Source organism: Segatella copri DSM 18205 (genome assembly GCF_025151535.1).
GTDB classification, from domain to species: domain Bacteria; phylum Bacteroidota; class Bacteroidia; order Bacteroidales; family Bacteroidaceae; genus Prevotella; species Prevotella copri.
In genome coordinates this window covers 2,575,026-2,592,288 of record NZ_CP102288.1, presented here as the reverse complement: position 1 = coordinate 2,592,288, position 17,263 = coordinate 2,575,026, and the positions used below count along the sequence as shown (strand labels likewise).

Annotated in this window: 13 protein-coding genes and 1 pseudogene; 5 read left to right on the top strand and 9 right to left on the bottom strand. The window is 46.2% G+C overall.

Going from position 1 to position 17,263, the window contains the following annotated elements:
• Nucleotides 1-120: 120 nt before the first annotated feature.
• Complete coding sequence (locus NQ544_RS10920; RefSeq protein WP_040553296.1) at nucleotides 121-1,377, top strand: ATP-binding protein; 1,257 nt, start codon at nucleotides 121-123, stop codon at nucleotides 1,375-1,377.
• Here NQ544_RS10920 and NQ544_RS10915 read toward each other — a convergent pair.
• The 4 genes and pseudogenes from NQ544_RS10915 to NQ544_RS10900 all read right to left on the bottom strand — a co-directional run.
• Nucleotides 1,351-1,551: pseudogene (locus tag NQ544_RS10915) on the bottom strand (MATE family efflux transporter); the annotation flags it as partial. The gene NQ544_RS10920 and the pseudogene NQ544_RS10915 sit on opposite strands and share 27 nt — an antisense overlap.
• 79 nt (nucleotides 1,552-1,630) lie before the next feature.
• Nucleotides 1,631-2,032 (bottom strand): hypothetical protein, encoded by a 402-nt coding sequence (locus NQ544_RS10910; protein ID WP_006848042.1) that lies wholly within the window; start codon nucleotides 2,030-2,032, stop codon nucleotides 1,631-1,633.
• Between the two features lie 15 nt (nucleotides 2,033-2,047).
• A complete protein-coding gene (locus NQ544_RS10905) occupies nucleotides 2,048-4,114 on the bottom strand; it encodes an AAA domain-containing protein (RefSeq protein ID WP_006848041.1) in 2,067 nt (688 codons plus the stop codon).
• 66 nt (nucleotides 4,115-4,180) lie between these two features.
• Nucleotides 4,181-5,050, bottom strand: a complete 870-nt coding sequence (locus NQ544_RS10900; protein WP_040553293.1) for a PfkB family carbohydrate kinase — start codon at nucleotides 5,048-5,050, stop codon at nucleotides 4,181-4,183.
• A 151-nt stretch (nucleotides 5,051-5,201) separates the two neighbouring features.
• Between NQ544_RS10900 and NQ544_RS10895 the strand changes: the two genes are divergently transcribed.
• A complete protein-coding gene (locus NQ544_RS10895) occupies nucleotides 5,202-6,863 on the top strand; it encodes a putative transporter (protein ID WP_040553291.1) in 1,662 nt (553 codons plus the stop codon).
• Nucleotides 6,864-6,931: 68 nt separating this feature from the next.
• Here the strand turns inward: NQ544_RS10895 and NQ544_RS10890 are convergent, their stop codons facing one another.
• Nucleotides 6,932-8,563, bottom strand: coding sequence for an RluA family pseudouridine synthase (locus tag NQ544_RS10890; protein ID WP_228023657.1), 1,632 nt, complete (start codon nucleotides 8,561-8,563; stop codon nucleotides 6,932-6,934).
• Nucleotides 8,564-8,769: 206 nt separating this feature from the next.
• Here NQ544_RS10890 and NQ544_RS10885 point away from each other — a divergent pair, with 206 nt between their 5' ends.
• Together NQ544_RS10885 and NQ544_RS10880 are read left to right on the top strand one after the other, a co-directional pair.
• On the top strand, nucleotides 8,770-10,827 hold the full coding sequence (locus NQ544_RS10885) for a tetratricopeptide repeat protein (RefSeq protein WP_167529931.1): 2,058 nt from the start codon (nucleotides 8,770-8,772) through the stop codon (nucleotides 10,825-10,827).
• 33 nt (nucleotides 10,828-10,860) lie between these two features.
• On the top strand, nucleotides 10,861-11,709 hold the full coding sequence (locus tag NQ544_RS10880) for a LytR/AlgR family response regulator transcription factor (RefSeq protein ID WP_006848036.1): 849 nt from the start codon (nucleotides 10,861-10,863) through the stop codon (nucleotides 11,707-11,709).
• A 62-nt stretch (nucleotides 11,710-11,771) separates the two neighbouring features.
• On the opposite strand, the gene NQ544_RS10875 is transcribed toward NQ544_RS10880, so the two are convergent.
• Complete coding sequence (locus tag NQ544_RS10875) at nucleotides 11,772-13,352, bottom strand: ATP-binding protein (protein WP_040553285.1); 1,581 nt, start codon at nucleotides 13,350-13,352, stop codon at nucleotides 11,772-11,774.
• Nucleotides 13,353-13,600: 248 nt separating this feature from the next.
• Here NQ544_RS10875 and NQ544_RS10870 point away from each other — a divergent pair, with 248 nt between their 5' ends.
• Nucleotides 13,601-13,972 carry a hypothetical protein gene (locus NQ544_RS10870; RefSeq protein WP_006848034.1) on the top strand — a complete coding sequence of 124 codons (372 nt, stop codon included), beginning with the start codon at nucleotides 13,601-13,603 and terminating at the stop codon, nucleotides 13,970-13,972.
• 711 nt (nucleotides 13,973-14,683) lie between these two features.
• On the opposite strand, the gene NQ544_RS10865 is transcribed toward NQ544_RS10870, so the two are convergent.
• From NQ544_RS10865 to ilvA, 3 genes are all read right to left on the bottom strand, one after another.
• Nucleotides 14,684-15,460: an ABC transporter ATP-binding protein gene (locus NQ544_RS10865; RefSeq protein ID WP_006848033.1), complete on the bottom strand. Its 777-nt coding sequence runs from the start codon at nucleotides 15,458-15,460 to the stop codon at nucleotides 14,684-14,686.
• Nucleotides 15,461-15,513: 53 nt separating this feature from the next.
• Nucleotides 15,514-15,888: a RidA family protein gene (locus tag NQ544_RS10860; protein WP_006848032.1), complete on the bottom strand. Its 375-nt coding sequence runs from the start codon at nucleotides 15,886-15,888 to the stop codon at nucleotides 15,514-15,516.
• A 63-nt stretch (nucleotides 15,889-15,951) separates the two neighbouring features.
• The gene (ilvA, locus tag NQ544_RS10855; protein WP_006848031.1) at nucleotides 15,952-17,151 is read right to left on the bottom strand and encodes a threonine ammonia-lyase; all 1,200 of its coding nucleotides are present in this window, start codon (nucleotides 17,149-17,151) and stop codon (nucleotides 15,952-15,954) included.
• Between the last annotated feature and the right edge of the window lie 112 nt (nucleotides 17,152-17,263).

The following is a 17,263-nucleotide window of genomic DNA, read 5'->3' as shown; positions in this document are numbered from 1 at the left end:
ATAAACGATAGAATTGATGCGTTTTTATCGTCTATAAACGATAAAAAGTTGTTGTTTTTGTCGTCTATAAACGATAAAATGTGTATCTTTGCACCGGATTCAGTAAAAAGAAAGGGAATTATGACGAAGGATTTGATTAAATTACTGATAATTGAGTATCAGGCTTATGTTACTCAGGTAGAACTGGTTCATCGTGACGTAGAGCTCATGGATAGACTGAATTACGTGTTTGTAGGATTGAGACACGCAGGAAAATCGTATCTGATGTATCAGCGCATAGCACAGCTGCTGGAACAGGGGCATAAGCAGGAGGAAATCCTGTACTTCAACTTCGAGGATGACCGTATTGACTCCTTGGATGTGACCGACCTTGACCTGATAAAAACCTGTTATGAAGAAATGTATGACTGTCGACCTATCTTCTTCCTCGACGAGGTTCAGCTGGTAGATAGATGGGAAAAGTTTGCCCGCAGGTTAGCAGATCAGAAATATCAGGTTTACATCACGGGTAGTAATGCCAAGATGTTGAGCAGCGAGATAGCGACAACACTCGGTGGCAGGTACATGATACATGAGGTGTATCCCTATTCCTTTGCCGAATATCTGAAGGCAAGCGGTATTGATGTAAAGGCAAAGAATGCCCTCTATGCTTACGCTAAGGATATTGTAAGACTCTCTAATATCTATTTCCAGCATGGAGGTTTGCCTGAGACTGTGGGGATGAAGGAGCCGAGGTCGTGGATGAGCAATCTCTTCAGCAAAATCTTCTTCGGTGATTTGGTGGCTCGATATAAGATTCGTAATGACTATGCCCTGCGGGTAATGATTCGCAAGATGGCAGAAAGCGTGAAGCAGCCATTATCTTACAGCAGAATAGCCAGTATCGTGAGTAGTACCGGAAAAAAACTCAGTACGGATGCCACGATAGATTATGTCGGCTACATGGCTGACACCTGGCTCATTTTGCCGTATGAGAATTTGTTCGGAAAGTTGCAGGACAAGGAATCCAACCGCAAGTATTATTTTACGGACAATGGTTTGCTTCATCTTTTTCTTGTAGATGCAGACACTTCGTTGCTGGAAAACATAGTTGCCGTCACACTCAGGCGGAAATATGGTGACGGCAGCTATTTCTGGAACAGCAGGAATGCCGAGGTAGATTTTGTGATTCCGGAAGAAGAATTGGCCATACAGGTTTCCTACTCTATGGCAGATCCCGATACTTTCCGGCGGGAGACAGATGGGCTGATCAAGCTTTCTTCTGTCCAGAATGTCAAGCGGATGATTGTTGTGACAAAGGACGAGGAGGATATTGTAGAGAAGGATGGTTGCCGCATAGAGATAATCCCTCTATGGAAATGGCTGCTGGAATTCTGATTCCTTCTTCAGATGCTTATAAAGCCACAGGAAGGCGGGAATGAGGAAGAGATCTGCCATGATCCACGCTACTGGGTCGCCGAAGCAGACTCCCGTCCATGCCAGGGCAGGCACCAGCCAGAGACTCACACCGCATCTCGCTATCATTTCCATCACGCCACTCAGCATCGAAATTTGAACTTTGAGTTTTGACCATTGAACTTTATGATTAGTTTTTGTTATCCTAGAAATATAAAAAAGGAGGATGCACTCTTTATTTGAGCGCATCTCCTATTTTCTGTTTGATTTGTGCCATTTTGTTGCGGCGCTCGATGGAGAAGGTATCTCCGTGGGCTTCCACATAATCGAAGAGCATGAAAGCCTTGTTCAGGAGTTCATCTCTTGTAGGCTGCCCCACGGTATCTGCCTCGTGATAGTAGAGTTCGGCAAGCATGTCCATCTTGGAGAGTCGCTTCTCCTCGTCCTCTATTCCTGCCATCGCCTTCATCACGTCTTCTATGGTGGCTACGCTGTAGAAGGCGTAAGGACCTACGTATTGATTGTAGAGTTCCCTGATCTTCTCACGTCTCTCCTCCACCTCTTTCTTTTCGAGCATTCTTTCGAGTGCCGCCATAAACTCGCGAATCAGTCGCTGTATGTAGTCTCGTTGTAGCATAAAATAGTCTTTATTTTATTCGTTGTTGTTGATAGCTTCCACATACTCCCACAGTTTCTTGTAGAAAGGATGTTTCGTCATCGTGTCCTTGTTGCCCAGGATGATGAGCTTCATTCGGGCTCTCGTCATCGCCACGTTCATGCGGCGGAGGTCTTTCAGGAATCCGATCTGTCCCTCGTCGTTGGAACGTACCAGGGAGATGAGGATCACGTCTCTTTCCTGCCCCTGGAAACCATCTACCGTATTCACGCTTATCAGGCGGCGGTAAGGCTTGAAGAACTCATACTTCTTGATGAGCTTCTTGAGATATTGTACCTGGGCACGGTAAGGCGAAATGATGCCTACATCGATTCTTTCCTCCAAAACGCGCTGTTTGCCTATCTTGGTGAAGTATTCCGCCAGAGTCAGCAGGGTAAGCTCGGCTTCTGCCTTGTTGATACGCCCGAAACTCTCACCCACAAACTGTTCCTTGAAGTTCAAATCAGAATTCTGATTGGCTGCAGATACAGAAGATGATGTGGAAACAGAATCCTCAGGAGCATCTTCTCCTTCTATCGTTATCTGATTCTCCTCGTTCGAAGTATCAATCCACGTTATCGGATGGTCATAATCCAATACGCTCCGGTATTTGATCTGAGGCGCACTCTCCACCTTGCCCCCGTAGAACCAGTCGCTGGAGAATCGCATGATTTCGTCGTTCATGCGGTATTGGATTTTCAGCAGGGTTACCACCTCCGGCTTGTTTTCGGCGATGCGCTCCATCAGGGTCTTGCCCAGTCCGGCTCTTAATGCCGCAATACTCTTTACGGTAGGCGGCAGCTGACAATGGTCGCCTGCCAGAATCACCCGGCTGGCTCTTCTCATCGGAATCCAGCAGGCAGCTTCCAAAGCCTGCGCAGCCTCGTCGATAAAGAGGGTACCGAACTTCATGCCTTCCAGCAGATGATGGGCTGAGCCTACCAGGGTACAGGCGATGACACGCGCCTCGCCAAAGAGTTCTGCGTTGATGCGGAGTTCTATTTCGGCAGCACGGCTCTTCAGCCTGTCCATCTTCTGATGATAGTTTTCGCTACCCTTCTTTCTGTTCTTTCTTAATTCCCTGATTGCCTTGCGGATTGCCCAAAGCTGAGGGTAATCAGCATGGCTCTCAAAGCGGCGCTCGTAGGTGAAGCCCAGCATCTTGTCGTTCACGCGGGTCGGGTTTCCGATACGGAGCACGTTGATGCCTCTGTCTACCAGTTTTTCTGATATCCAGTCTACCGCCATGTTGCTCTGTGCACACACCAGCACCTGAGTCTCTCGCATCAGGGTTTCGTTGATGGCTTCCACCAGGGTTGTAGTCTTTCCGGTTCCCGGAGGTCCGTGAACAATCGCCACGTCCTTCGCCCAAAGCACCTCGTTCACAGCTCTTTCTTGGGTAGGGTTGAGCCATGGGAACTTCATCGGTTCGAAGGAGAATCTTCCTGCCTTTTGATGAGAATAGAATAAATCGCGGAGATAAGCCAGACGGTTGTTCTTCGCCTTCATCACGCGGTCCAAGGCCTCGAACATCAGTTTGTAGCTGGTTTCGTCAAAGGATAGCTGCACGCCGATTGGCTCCGTAGATTGCTGCAAGTCGAGCAATGGGGCAGAATCGGGAACGGTAATCACCATTCTGTCGCCATCCACATAGCTTACGGTTCCCGTAAAGGAAAAATATTTAATACTTTGACCTTTGAGATTTGAATTTTGAACTTTATGATTAGCGTCTGAAGCGTTTTCTGGCTGCTGAAGGGCTGTGTTGCCCTGGTTCTCATTCTTGCCCATCTTCTTGACCATAAAGAACATGACGGGGCGACCGAACTCAAAATTGTGCTCGATATCCTGGTCAGAGGTTCGGAAAACCTCTATGGCTGTCTGGTTCAGCGAATTATAAAAGCTCTTTCCCACCTGTAGCGGGAACCAGGCATCACCTCGTTTCACCTTCCGCTGCATTCCCATCTGTTCGGTAAGCTTGCGGAAGGCTTCTTTCTCGGTATAATACTCCAGCTGGAGCAGGGTGCGTTGCTGCAATAATGCCTGAATTGGTGAAATCTGTTCCATAATTGAATGCAAAGTTACACCAATTTAGGCAAAAATAAGAAGATAATAGGATAAATTATCTAAAATTTATTTCATAACGCGTCCTACGTCCTGGATGGTGCGGTTGAATGGTCCGTTGTGCTCCAGTTTGATGGTACACATGGCTGCCGCAAACTTGCCGGCTTCTACCGGATTGGCTCCCTGCAGGCGCTTGTAGAGATAGCCTGCCGAATAGGTATCGCCGCATCCGGTAGCATCTACTACTTCATGAGGAGGATAGGCTGGAATGTCGTAGAACGTATCATCTACATAAACCAGCGAACCCTCACTACCCAGGGTGATGATCACTTCGGCTACGCCCCAGGCATGAATCAGCTTGGCGGCTTCCTTCGGGTCCTTCAGCCCGGTAATGGTCTCCATCTCGGTCTCGTTCACCTTCAGATAATAGGTGTTCTTGAGCACATCGAGCTTGTCCTTCCAGTCGATGGCGTAAACTTTCTCGTCTCTCACCTCGCGCAGATATCCCTGCACATCGATGGAAACTTTTCCCTTCTTGGCAAGAAAGGCAACCACTTCTGGCGAGAAATCATCGCTCAGCAGACTGCCCAGGTGGAAGACCTTGGCCTCTACATGCTCCAGCTGCTGGATGGTGAAAGGATCTGCCTTGGCAAGCACACGCTGCTTACGGTCGTTAGGATTATCGCCATAGATATTCTCGAAGAAAACCGTATTGCGCGATGGGTTCAAGGTGACGTCTATTCCAGCCTTGAGCATCTTTTCAACCGGTTCCTTCTCGGTAGGATCCATCGCCGTAATGAGCGAGAAACTTACATCCTTTGGCAATTGGTTGATGGCGTAGGCAAAATAAAAAGAGGTGCCGCCAGCCATGTAAACTGTACTGCTCGGGGTCACGATTTTATCCTTTGTTACGTGCCCAATACAACAAATATCTTTCATTTTTATTACATTTTGCGGATGCAAAGGTACTGCAAATCGAGAATAATACAAAAAAAAATGGGAATTATTTTGTTTTGTTCGCTTTTTAATGTACCTTTGCATCGAGAAAAAGCAATTTTTTTAATATTATCTAGAATAGATATAAAGAAACATTATGTGGTTTGATAATTTAATCAACGTGCATTCGGCGGTGCAAGGCATCGTCATCCTGTCTTTGATTTGTACTTTGGGTCTTGCTCTCGGCAAGATTCATGTCAAAGGAATCTCTCTTGGCATAGCCTTCGTATTCTTCGTGGGTATTATAGCGGGGCATCTAGGAATCTCTATTGACCAGAACATGCTGGAGTTTGCAGAAAGCTTCGGCCTTACCATGTTTGTGTATGTGCTGGGTCTTTATGTGGGTCCTAACTTCTTCGGTTCGATGCGTCACGAAGGCATTTCGCTCAATCTCTGGAGTCTGGCTGTCATCCTGGTGGGAACCTTGTTCTCGCTCGGCTTGTGCTGGATTTTGCCAATCAGTCTGCCTGATATGATGGGCATCCTGTGTGGCGCCACAACCAATACGCCTGCCCTTGGTGCTGCCCAGCAGGCGTTACAGCAGTTGGGCTTGCCTAGCGAAGGTGCGGCTCTGGGCTGTGCCGTTACTTATCCGTTGGGTGTTGTGGGCGTTATCCTGGCGATGATGCTCTTGCGCAAACTCTTTGTGAAACCGGAAGATCTGGAGATTCGCAATAATGATGATGACGACCATACGTCTATCGGACAATATGTAATCGTGAATCCTGCCCTGAACGGCAATACCATAGCAGAGATTACGATGATGACGCATCGCAAGTTCATCATCTCCCGTGTGTGGAGAGGCGACCAGGTGATAGTTCCTCAGGCTGATACGGTACTTCATACGAATGATAATGTGCTCGTGGTTACCAATAAGGAAGAGGTCTCGGCGATGCAGATTCTCTTCGGAAAGAAGGTGGATAAGGAGTGGAATAATGATAAGGTAGACTGGAATGCGATTGATGCGAAGGTAGAAAGCCGTATTATCGTTGTTACCCGTCCGGGACTGAACGGCAAGCGCCTGGGCAGTCTGCAGATGCGAAATTCTTATGGCGTGAATGTGAGCCGTGTGCTTCGTGGTGATATCCGTCTGCTTGCTACAGATGACCTCCGTCTGCAGTACGGAGACCGACTGACGGTAGTTGGCGACCCTACGAGTATCGACCATGTAGAGCAGTTTCTGGGTAATGCCGTAAAGACCCTGAATGAGCCGAACCTCGGCGCTATCTTCCTCGGAATCATTCTCGGTCTTGCCGTAGGAACCATTCCTCTGGATATTCCTGGAATGACGGCTCCTGTGCGTCTGGGTATTGCCGGCGGTCCTATCGTGATGGGTATTCTGATTGGTGCGCTGGGGCCTCGTGTGCATTTCATCTCTTACATGACGCGAAGTGCGGGTCTGATGCTGCGAGAACTGGGTCTTGCCCTCTATCTCGGTTGTCTGGGATTGGCGGCTGGTGGACAGTTCTTCGAGACGGTAGTCCGTCCGGAAGGTTTGATGTGGGTAGGCATCGGTTTCCTTATCACGGTTGTGCCTGTGGTTATTGTAGGTCTCATCATCCTGAAGTCCAAGAAGTATGACTTCGGCAGTATCTGCGGAATCCTCTGTGGAAGTATGGCGAATCCGATGGCGCTTACTTACGCCAACGAGACGCTGGATGGCGATACGCCAAGTATCAGTTATGCTACGGTTTATCCGCTCGGCATGTTTATCAGAGTGGTGATAGCTCAGGTTATCGTGATGTTCTTTGTCTGATGTTACGATGTTTTCATCTGTTTCTGCGGATTCTGTCATCCGCAGATATGAAGAAAGGCTGGTTTCGGTTAGAAATCAGCCTTTCTTGTTACAGTCATCTTCTTTCCTGTCATCGGGTGCTCAAATGTGATTTCCTCTGCATGAAGATGCAGTCTTGTTGCCGGCTCGTTGCCGTAGAGCGGATCGCCGATGATAGGGGCATTCAGACCTTCCTGATGAGCACAATGCACTCTCAGCTGGTGCGTTCTGCCCGTTTTCGGATAGAGCGCTAGGCGAAGATGGGTATCGTCTATACGCTCTAGAACCTCGTATTCTGTAATGGCTTCCTTGCCCTGTTCGCGGTTTACCATCTGTCGTGGACGGTCTAGGAAATCTGCTATCAGGGGGAGCGAGATGTAACCTCTTCCGCCTTCAGCTTCTTTCAGAATCCGGTTGCACGATTCCTTGTCTTTTCCGCAAACGATGGCTACATACTTCTTCTGAACCCGATGATTCAGAAACTCCTTCTGCAGGCGATGATAGGCAAACTCGGTCTTGGCAATAATCATCAGTCCGCTTGTTGCCATGTCCAGACGATGGACGATGAGCGGACCGGTAGCTTCCTGATATTTTCTGCGCATCAGAGCGTAGACGGAAGGCTGGGCTGCATCTTTCCCCGGAACCGAGAGTAAACCTTCGGGCTTATAGATGACTGCCAGTTCACGGTCTTCGTAGAGCGTTTCCACCTTATTATATATAGTAGTTTCGGTCTGTTGGGTTTCAAAGACTGTTTTAGGCAGCATCCAATGTAGTATCGGTTTGCATTTTCCGTTGCAGGCAGGATAAAACTGAAGATGATGTCTGATTTCTTCTTTTGGACTCTCTCCCCACCAGAACATCGCCATCTGCAGAGGCTTGTAGCCATGCTGGTAAGCGTATTGCAGGAGTTTCGGCTCGCAGCATTCTCCACTTCCGGCAGGTGGAATCTTAACCGCCTCGTCCTTGAAAATCTCCAGCAGGTCCTTGCTTTCTCCTTCCGCATTCAGCATCTGGAATTTCGAAAACAGCCATTGCTGAAGTTCTTCAGATAACTGTTTGCGGAGCTGTTTCGCACTTTTCAAATCCTTTTCGTAGTTTTCATATAGCGTTTCGTATGCCGTCTTTTCGTTTATCGACTTTTTCTGCCTCTTCAGTTCTGCCTTCATAAACTGGCTCTCTTTTATCATCGCTTTCTCCTCTTCCTCGCTCAGGGGCGTTCCTGCCGAAAGGGCTTCCTGGCGCCTTGCATCTCGCTTTTCCTTTGCTTCTTTTATCTTTGTCTGATAGTTTGCGATAACTTCCTGGCGCTTTTGCTGCAAATCATCAATCAGGTTTTTCGCCTTTATCAGGGTTTCGTTGGCTTCAAACTGTCTGATTTGCTGGTTCATTTCCGAAATCTCAGCCTCATGTACCTTAAAATATCCGTCGGGTTGGAGATAATCGAACACGGCTGGCACAAAACCTTCCCAGTCGCTTCTGCCGCCAATCTGTCCGCTATAAGCTCTCAGATAGCCAATCTTACTGTTGTCGGCTTCTACGATAAGTACGCCGAACATCTTTCCACGGTCTATTTCCTCCCGCCAGTCGTTTCGCTGTGAGAGTTCATCCTGCAGCTCCCTGCATGCTTCGATGCAGAGCGGATGAGGTTCGTAGCTGAATGGATTGTTCATCCTTTCAGGCATATTATTTAGTTCTATATTTTTGAATAAATGCATTTCCATGCTACAAAGATACACATTTAAACGCGTTTTAGTTCATATTTTATATAAAAAATGAGTTTTTCAGTTATTTTTTTGTCTATTTGGATTTTTTGTTGTACTTTCGCAACAGAAACATAAATTCATTTAAATAGTCTATCATGGTAAGCGTATATAGAAAGATAAAGACGATGCAGATTAAGAACGGACTGTGCCTTCTGTGCATATTCGCTCTTATGCTGTTGCTTGCCGCTTGTTCTCATCGGCAGAAGGATGATGAGTTGTGGCATAAAGATATCGATGAATTTGTGTCCGGTCACCAATCTCTCATGCAGAGTCATCCTGATTCGATGATCATGCTGATAAGAAATTTCAAATGTGAAGGTAATCCCGATAAAAGCGATCAATGGAAAAAATTATTAATAGCTAAATGTTATTATATGAAGGGGGCTGATGTCCAATGCCAGTTGTTGATAGATTCGGTTAACGCTTATTGCAAACAAACTCCTGACAACAGAATTCTTTCTTATGCTGATAATCTGCAAGGCATACTTTTACTGGTTTCCGGCAAGAGGAAGGAGGCTTTAATTTATTATGAGAAAGCTTATCATGAAATCATGAACCTTGACAGTTGCGGCGAGGCGATTGATGTATGTATCAATATTGCCGATGCGTCAAGACAGATGGGTAAGCTGGCGGATGCTTCTTCCTGGTACCGCCGTGCCTATTTCCTGGCAGATTCTCTGAATCAGCATGAAGCCCAGAATAGTATTCTCTCAGGACTGGGACAGGTTTATAATGATTTGCAGAACTATCAGCTGGCGCATCATTATTTCCAGAAGGCTGAACGCCTGTATCCGCCAAAGAATCCGAAAGATGTTCATTTCTTTTACAACAGTTGGGGAAATGTGTACAGCAGTCAGGAAAAACCGGCTGAGGCTCTGAAATGCTTTCTGAAGGCTCAAAAGGCTACACGGCAGATGGAACAGCCCCTGGCGACGGCTATTGTTGATGCTAATCTCGGGCAGACTTATCTGGAACTCAACCGGTTGGATTCTGCACAGAAATATCTGACTCTTACCACGAAATTCTTCTTTGCCCAGCCCTCCATGCAGAGCGATGTGCAATTCTATGTGGATGGATTGAATGCATCTCTGGCTCTGAAGCAGGATAGTCTGGCGAAGGCTACTGAGATTTTGAACAAGCCATACGATCTCTCCAAGATGTCGCCTAATTATCTTTACCTTTATCATAAGGGACTGGCGGCTCTTTGTGAGCGCAAGGGACAATATGCCAAGGCTCTGCAATATCAGAAACTGATGAATCAGTACGACGATTCGCTCCGTAATGCCACGATGGTTTCGAATGTTCAGGAGAATGAATTGAGATTCAAGCAGGATACGGCCATCGTTCGCCGTGATTTATCCCTTAGCACCACGCAAGCAGAGGTAAGATCCTTTAGAGTCATCTTGCTCCTGATTATCGGCTTGCTGGTAATGAGCGTGTTGGCTCTCATCGCTTTCATCCGTTACAAATGGATGCGCAGCAAGCATCAGCATCATGAGGAGATGAACCGGATGATGGCTCTGAAGATGGAGAATGTGCGCAATCGTTTCTCGCCTCATTTTGTATTTAATGTGCTCAATATCTTTGTCTCTAATCTTCCGAAGGGGGTTAATGTCAAACCGCTTCAGCTCCTGATACAGGTACTGCGTGCCTACTTGCTTTCTTGCGATAAGATGGCAGTAAGTTTGGAAGAAGAACTGCAGATGGTGACGAGCTATTCTACTCTTCGCCATGAAACCAATCCGTTCCTTCCGATGCCTCAGTTCCATGTTGCCAAGGATGTGGATATGAAGTTCATGCTGCCGTCTATGATTATCCAGATTCCTGTAGAGAATGCTTTGAAACATGCTTTTGTGGGAATGAAAGAGACGGAAGATAAGCCTTTGCTGGATGTAAACATCTGGGTTGAGGACGATATGCTCCGCATAGATGTTACAGACAACGGATGTGGAGTTTCGGGTACCGTTGGCAAGAAAAAGAAAAATTGTGCTGCCAGTACGGGAACCGGATTGAGAATTCTGAACAGTACCATCGAAATGCTTAATGCAAGCAACGAACGCAAGATGTTTTTCAAGATGCAGAGCAACAGAGGAACATCAGAAGAGGAGGGTGGTACCAGGAATAGAGGAATATGTGTAAGTATCGGAGTTCCATGTAATTACGATTATAATGTCTTTAAGTAAGAAACTTTTCATAAGAATTTAAAACATACTAATATGCAAGCAATGCAAGATAAAATCAAGGTTGTGATTGTGGATGATGAGCCACAGAGCATCCACAGGTTGCAGGATGATTTGGCAACTCTGGAAGATTTTGAGGTGATTGCCACATCCTCTTCGGCGGTATCGGCAAAGAATCTGGTGATGAGCATACAGCCCGATGTGCTGTTCATCGATGTTGAAATGCCTGGACAGACGGGTTTTGAGGTGTTGCAATCTCTGAGAGATGAAATTCCGATGGAACTTATCGTAGTATTTTACAGCGCCTTCGATAAGTATATGATTGATGCGCTCAGAGCCTCTGCCTTCGATTTCCTGTTGAAACCTTATCAGCAGGATGAGTTTGAACTGGTGGTAGACCGAATCCGGCAGAAAATGAAAGATGGAGATGATGTGGATGAAGATGCTTCTTCCGTTCCAGAGTCCTCTTCCTGTTCTTCTGAATCAGTCTTGGCTTCTCAGAAGGCTCAGGATTTTTCGGGAATGAATGGGATGCTGGGAACAGCAGCCAAGCGTCTTGCCATTCAGACCATTTCGGGTTTATTGATGTTGAAGCCCGATGATGTGTTCAGTTGCACTTTTGATGAGGCTACTCATCTTTGGCAGTTGAAGTTGTCGAATGGGCAGGTTTATAAATTGAAGAGGCAGGCCACGGCAAAGACCATCCTTTCCATGTCGCCTTCTCTGGCTCAGGTTCGTCAGGATTGCATCATCAATCTCGATTATCTTCTCTGCATCGAGAATTATACGCTCCGCTGCATCTTTTCTCCTCCTTTCGACCATGAGGAAATCACGGTTTCCCGCCGCTGTTATAAGGCGGTAAAGGATCAGTTGGAGATATTGTAGGGATATGGAAAAAAAGAGGGTGTGCAAGATATAGTCTTTGCACGCCCTCTTCTTCTATGTTTTTATTCTTCAGTAATTCCCCAATCCAATAGCCCTTTTCCTTCCTCGTCCAGTTCGATGCCGAGGCCTATCACCTTTCGCTTGTCTGCTTGGAAAGGCTCCAGGTATTTGTTATTCAGTATCTGCTGGATGGCAGCCTTCTTACCACCATTATTTTTCAGTTTCAGTTCTATCACGTAGATGTAGCGTGAAGTTTGGGCAATGAGGTCGATTCTTCCTGTTGCAAGCATATGCTCTACCTCCACTTTCAGACCGATGGCATTCAGAATAGTACTGATGATGAGACGGTAGCGCTCTTCCATATCCATCGAGGCAAGTTTCTTGTTGCTGTAAGGCACATCGGCAACCAATGCTTTCAACGTTTTCATGGCATCTGCGATTTGCCCGGTACCCAATTGGCGGAACAGACTGCCTTGCAGACTGATAATATCGCTTTCTGATTTCATGGTCAGGCTTGGCAGTACAACCTCGTAAAGAGCCTGTTTCACTTCTTGGTTTGGGAAACCTAAGAAATAGCCAAATTCATCGCTCGACTTGATGGTAAGGTAACCCGTCTGATAGAGAAAGAGTTCGGCACCACCATTTATGACATCAGAACTCTCAAGAGTCTTGCGTAAAATCGGACAATTTTCGAAATTTCGTAAGCGCAGTTCCATGTTGTCCACAAACTTAGGTAGCATGGAGGTTGCTCCTGATGAAACCCAGAAACAGCTCAAGTCTTGTGCGTCGAGTGCATTAAGGAGACTGAAAGGATTGTAGATGTCCACCATGTTTCTGCGACTGAAATGGTATCCATCGTAGTAATCCTTCAGGTTATCATGAGTTTGCTGCAAGGTCCACTCGTTCACTTCAGCCATTCTTTCCAGTTCCGGCTTGAAGTTCTCCCCGATTTCTTCTTCTGTAATACCGCAGATAGCTGCATATTCAGGAAGGAAACTGATATTGGTCAGGTTGTTGAGAACTGAGAAAAGAGAAATCTGCGTAAACTTGGTGATACCCGTAATGAAGACGAAACGTTGGTACGCATCATCAGCTTTCAAGATGGAAAATACACTTCTATATACTTCTGTGCAACCCTCATGCTCGGGAGTTTTCCACGAGTGCTGGAGAGGAGAGTCGTACTCATCGATAAGAATGGCAACCTTGAGCCCTGTTTGCTCATAGGCGGTTTTAATGATTAGGTCGAAGCGGTTTCCTAGTGAATCTGTTGGTTTGATATGGATGCCATATAATTGTTCATAAACATCAAAAGTTCGATCCAGATATGCCTTAACTTCATTTGCAGTCGCTCCCCCTCGGCTCATGTCGAATCGAATAACCGGGTACTGTTTCCATTCCTTCTCCAAATCCATGATTTTCAGTCCTTCGAAGAGTTCTTTCCTTCCTTCGAAGTAAGCCTGGAGTGTATCAACAAGCACAGACTTACCAAATCGGCGAGGACGGCTCAAGTAATTATATTGTTTGCCGTTGTTCGCCAATTTCCAAATGATGTCACTCTTATCTACATAGAGATAACCTTCTTCTCTGATTTTATTGAAAGACTGTATGCCTACCGGCAGCTTTCTGCATGCATTGTTTGCCATAACAATTTCTCCTATTCCTATCTTTAGCCGCAAAGATACGGCTAATTTTTGAATCATGCAAGTTTTTGGCAATTAAAAAGATGTAAATAGATACCTGATAAAAGAATATATTGTACATGCTCTAGAAAAATGCATTTTTTCTTGTTTTTTTCACGGAAAAAACTTACTTTTGCACCATAATAGAGGAGAATTATAACAAAAAGGTGGAATGATTTGCTTATCACCACAACATTTAAACCCCATTAGTTATGACGGAAGATATTAATATATTGACATTCGATAACTTTATTCAAAAGATTAAGACTATCAAGACATATCGCAGTAACGCCAATAAGGAATACAAGGTAGTTAAGGTAAACAAGACCGCATTGGTACTTAGAGATCAGCGCACTAAGGCTGATTTTGAAGTACCAGCAGCCCAAGTATTCGCTGCCATGAAAGAACTTGGTATTGAAAACTGCACGGTTCTTAAAATGCGCCAGTATGTAGGAACACATGCTGCACCAGCCTCTGCCGCCCTCATCTTCTGGGCTTTCGGACGAGGACAGGTTCAGGTAGCAATAAAAAAGTTTGCCGATTTGACGGTTAGGATAATAAGAGAACAGCAAAAACGGAAATAGTAAATCTGGCAATCTGTACGGTTGAAAGCGCTTCTATTGACAATATATACGCAAGTTTGCTCCACGCGCCCTGGGCTAGGAGCTTTTGAGCCTTCAGCCCGTACTTGAACCACATGCGAAAGTTCTGTTAATAATTGACTGTAGATTTTACGTCTCATAACTTCCTGGTATTCTTGTTGTTGCACGTATCCTAGCTTTCAAAGTGCTAGATTTTACACGTATCCTCTTTTTAAATCTTTAAACGTTTGATAATGAGGTAATTATCTCTTCTGTATAGCGTGATGGATATTCCCGTTTGCGGAGTATCTGTCACGCTATTTAAGTATCAGTATATTAGTGTATTAAGGTGCGTGGTGTATGTAAATCGTGATGGATGATAGATAATTATCTAAAACTTATTCACGAATATGGCTGCGTTGGGTTACGAATATGGTTGCGTTGGGTTACGAATATGGTTGCGCTGGGTTACGAATATGGCTGCGCTGGGTTACGAATATGACTGCATCGGGTTACAGATATGGCTGCGTAGGCTAACGGAGCCGTATCCGTAGGCTTACCGAGACGTCTGCATTAACTAACTGAGACGTCTGAACTCGCAGACTGAACTACTTGAGTTAGCTGATTGAGCTACTTGAGTTAGTAAACTGAGCCACTTGAGAATTTTTCTTCATGTGCTTGAGTGCGACCATAGAAAAAATCAATTACGAAAACTCATTTGATTTCGATGCGGAGGTAATCCTTGTTGAATCGGATGCCGTCACGATTGATGAATCTGGATAAGGAACCATCGGCAGCCAGTTCTTTAGGAGTGCCGATAGAGAAACGGCTTTCTTCCATCAGCCAGAGACGGTCGGAAAGCTGGAGCGCCAACTCTACATCATGGGTTGACAGTAATATGGATTTATGCTGTTCGTGCGCCAGACGGCGGAGCATCTGTAGGGTTTCTATCTTGCTGGGGAAATCGAGGAAGGCGGTTGGCTCGTCCAGGATGATGATGCGGGTTTGCTGCGCTAGGGCTTTGGCTATCATTACTTTCTGACGCTCACCATCGCTCAGTTCTCTGATGTTTCTCTGGGCAAGATGCTGAATGCCCGTTTCCTGAAGAGCAGAAGCAACAATCTGCTTGTCGGCAGCAGATAATGTGCCCCAAAAACCGGTATAGGGAGAACGGCCTATGCCTACAATCTCTTCGGCAGAGAGCTGGGCATGGTCAGTCTTCGATGTGAGAACGATGCTGATTTCTCTGGCGAGTTCCTGGGCAGAGAAATCAGAAAGAGATTTGTCTTGAATCAGGATTTCGCCATCAAGTGCTGGCTGAAATCCGGCTAAAGTTCTGAGCAAGGTAGATTTGCCCACTCCGTTGGCTCCGATGAGACAGGTCAGTTCACCGGCTTGGAGCGAGGCATGAACAGGTGAGGCTATCGCCCGGAGCTGGTGCTTCGAACGATAGCCTATAATCAGATTCTTTAATGTAATGCTTGATACCATCTAAAGAATATTTTCACCTTGAAACTTTACTTCCTGATAGAAAAGAGGAAGAATTACTTGGCTGCCAAAACCTCAACCTCTACGAGGGCGCCCTTTGGCAACTTCTCTACAGCTACGGCAGAACGAGCTGGATATGGCTGGCTGAAGAACTCGGCATAAACCTCGTTCATGGCTGCGAAATCGTCCATGCTGTTCAGATAAACTGTAGTCTTAACTACATGAGAAAGGTCGGTACCTGCTGCCTTCAGGATGTTCTGGGCGTTGGTGAGGCTCTGGCGAGTCTGCTCCTTGATGCCGCCTTCTACGAAATTGCCTGTTGCAGGGTCGATAGGAATCTGACCAGATGCAAAAACAAAACCATTTACTTCGATAGCCTGGCTATATGGACCGATAGCTGCAGGCGCATTGTCTGTGTGAATTGCGTTCATAATTTAATTTATAATTTATAATTTACAATGTATAATTCAACATTCAACACTTAACATTTAACATTATACTATCCAGAGGTGGAATCCCTTTGATTCCAAAGCCTCCTTGATTTCTTTTACGTGTTCCTCGTCGCGAGTCTCCATGGTGAGGCGGAGCACGCAGGCATTCACCTTGTTGCGGTTGGCAGAACGGTCGTGGTGAACACCGGTGATGTTGCCGCCCAATCCGGCGATGACAGAGCAGACCTCTACCAATTCGCCCGGTTTGTCATCCAGCTCCATCTCGATGGTGCAGAGACGGCCGCTCTTGGCAAGACCACGGGTGATGACGCGGTTCAGGATGGTTACGTCGATATTACCGCCGCTTACCACGCAGATGGTTTTCTTGCCCTTCACCGGAACCTTGTTATACATTACTGCTGCCACGCTGGCCGCACCGGCGCCTTCGGCTACCATCTTCTCGCTCTCTATGAGTTTCAGGATGGCTGCACAAATCTCATCCTCGCTCACGGTTACGATTTCGTCAACATAGTTGGAGCAGGTTTCAAAAGTAATCTTGCCCGGTTCCTTTACGGCAATACCATCAGCAACGGTTGCTACAGAAGGCAACTTCTCCTGTTTATGATCGTGCAGACTCTGTACCATACTTGCTGCTCCTTCAGCCTGAACACCATATACCTTGACGTTAGGATTCAGCGACTTGATGGCAAAGGCTACACCAGAGATAAGTCCGCCGCCACCTACAGGAACGACGACAGCTTCTACATCTGGTAGCTGGTCGAGAATCTCCAGACCGATGGTGCCCTGACCGGCGATGACATTCTCATCATCGAAAGGATGAACGAAGGTGTAGCCATGCTTATCTTTCAGTTCCAGCGCCTTCTGGTAGGCATCATCGTAAACGCCAGGTACCAGACAGACTTCAGCACCCAGTCGCTTGGTGGCTTCTACCTTAGAGATAGGAGCACCTTCTGGCAGACAGATGAGGCTCTTGACGCCCATGGCTGTAGCTCCCAGCGCTACACCCTGTGCATGGTTGCCCGCAGAACAGGCTATCACACCCTTCGCCTTTTCTTCATCGGTGAGTTGTGAAATCTTATAGTAAGCACCACGAATCTTGAACGAACCGGTCTTCTGCAGGCACTCTGGTTTCAAATAAACATCACTCTCTGGGTTGATTCTTGGCGTGTGAACCAGCTCAGTCTTTCTTATTACCTTGCTCAGCACGAAGCGAGCCTTATAGAAATTGTCAAGTTGTAACATAACTGCTGATATGTGTATAGTTTATTTCGTGCAAAGTTACTGTTATTTGAAGAAAATACAAAATAATTCGGTTTAATTTTTGTTTATTCGATAATATTGCTTAACTTTGCGG

What these genes read in the sequence shown, in the direction of transcription:
- NQ544_RS10885 (WP_167529931.1), top strand. Translation starts at nt 8,770, where the DNA reads ATGCAGATTAAGAACGGACTGTGCCTTCTGTGCATATTCGCTCTTATG.
- ilvA (WP_006848031.1), bottom strand. Translation starts at nt 17,151, where the DNA reads ATGTTACAACTTGACAATTTCTATAAGGCTCGCTTCGTGCTGAGCAAG.
- NQ544_RS10870 (WP_006848034.1), top strand. Translation starts at nt 13,601, where the DNA reads ATGACGGAAGATATTAATATATTGACATTCGATAACTTTATTCAAAAG.
- NQ544_RS10890 (WP_228023657.1), bottom strand. Translation starts at nt 8,563, where the DNA reads ATGCCTGAAAGGATGAACAATCCATTCAGCTACGAACCTCATCCGCTC.
- NQ544_RS10860 (WP_006848032.1), bottom strand. Translation starts at nt 15,888, where the DNA reads ATGAACGCAATTCACACAGACAATGCGCCTGCAGCTATCGGTCCATAT.
- NQ544_RS10905 (WP_006848041.1), bottom strand. Translation starts at nt 4,114, where the DNA reads ATGGAACAGATTTCACCAATTCAGGCATTATTGCAGCAACGCACCCTG.
- NQ544_RS10880 (WP_006848036.1), top strand. Translation starts at nt 10,861, where the DNA reads ATGCAAGCAATGCAAGATAAAATCAAGGTTGTGATTGTGGATGATGAG.
- NQ544_RS10920 (WP_040553296.1), top strand. Translation starts at nt 121, where the DNA reads ATGACGAAGGATTTGATTAAATTACTGATAATTGAGTATCAGGCTTAT.
- NQ544_RS10865 (WP_006848033.1), bottom strand. Translation starts at nt 15,460, where the DNA reads ATGGTATCAAGCATTACATTAAAGAATCTGATTATAGGCTATCGTTCG.
- NQ544_RS10910 (WP_006848042.1), bottom strand. Translation starts at nt 2,032, where the DNA reads ATGCTACAACGAGACTACATACAGCGACTGATTCGCGAGTTTATGGCG.
- NQ544_RS10875 (WP_040553285.1), bottom strand. Translation starts at nt 13,352, where the DNA reads ATGGCAAACAATGCATGCAGAAAGCTGCCGGTAGGCATACAGTCTTTC.
- NQ544_RS10900 (WP_040553293.1), bottom strand. Translation starts at nt 5,050, where the DNA reads ATGAAAGATATTTGTTGTATTGGGCACGTAACAAAGGATAAAATCGTG.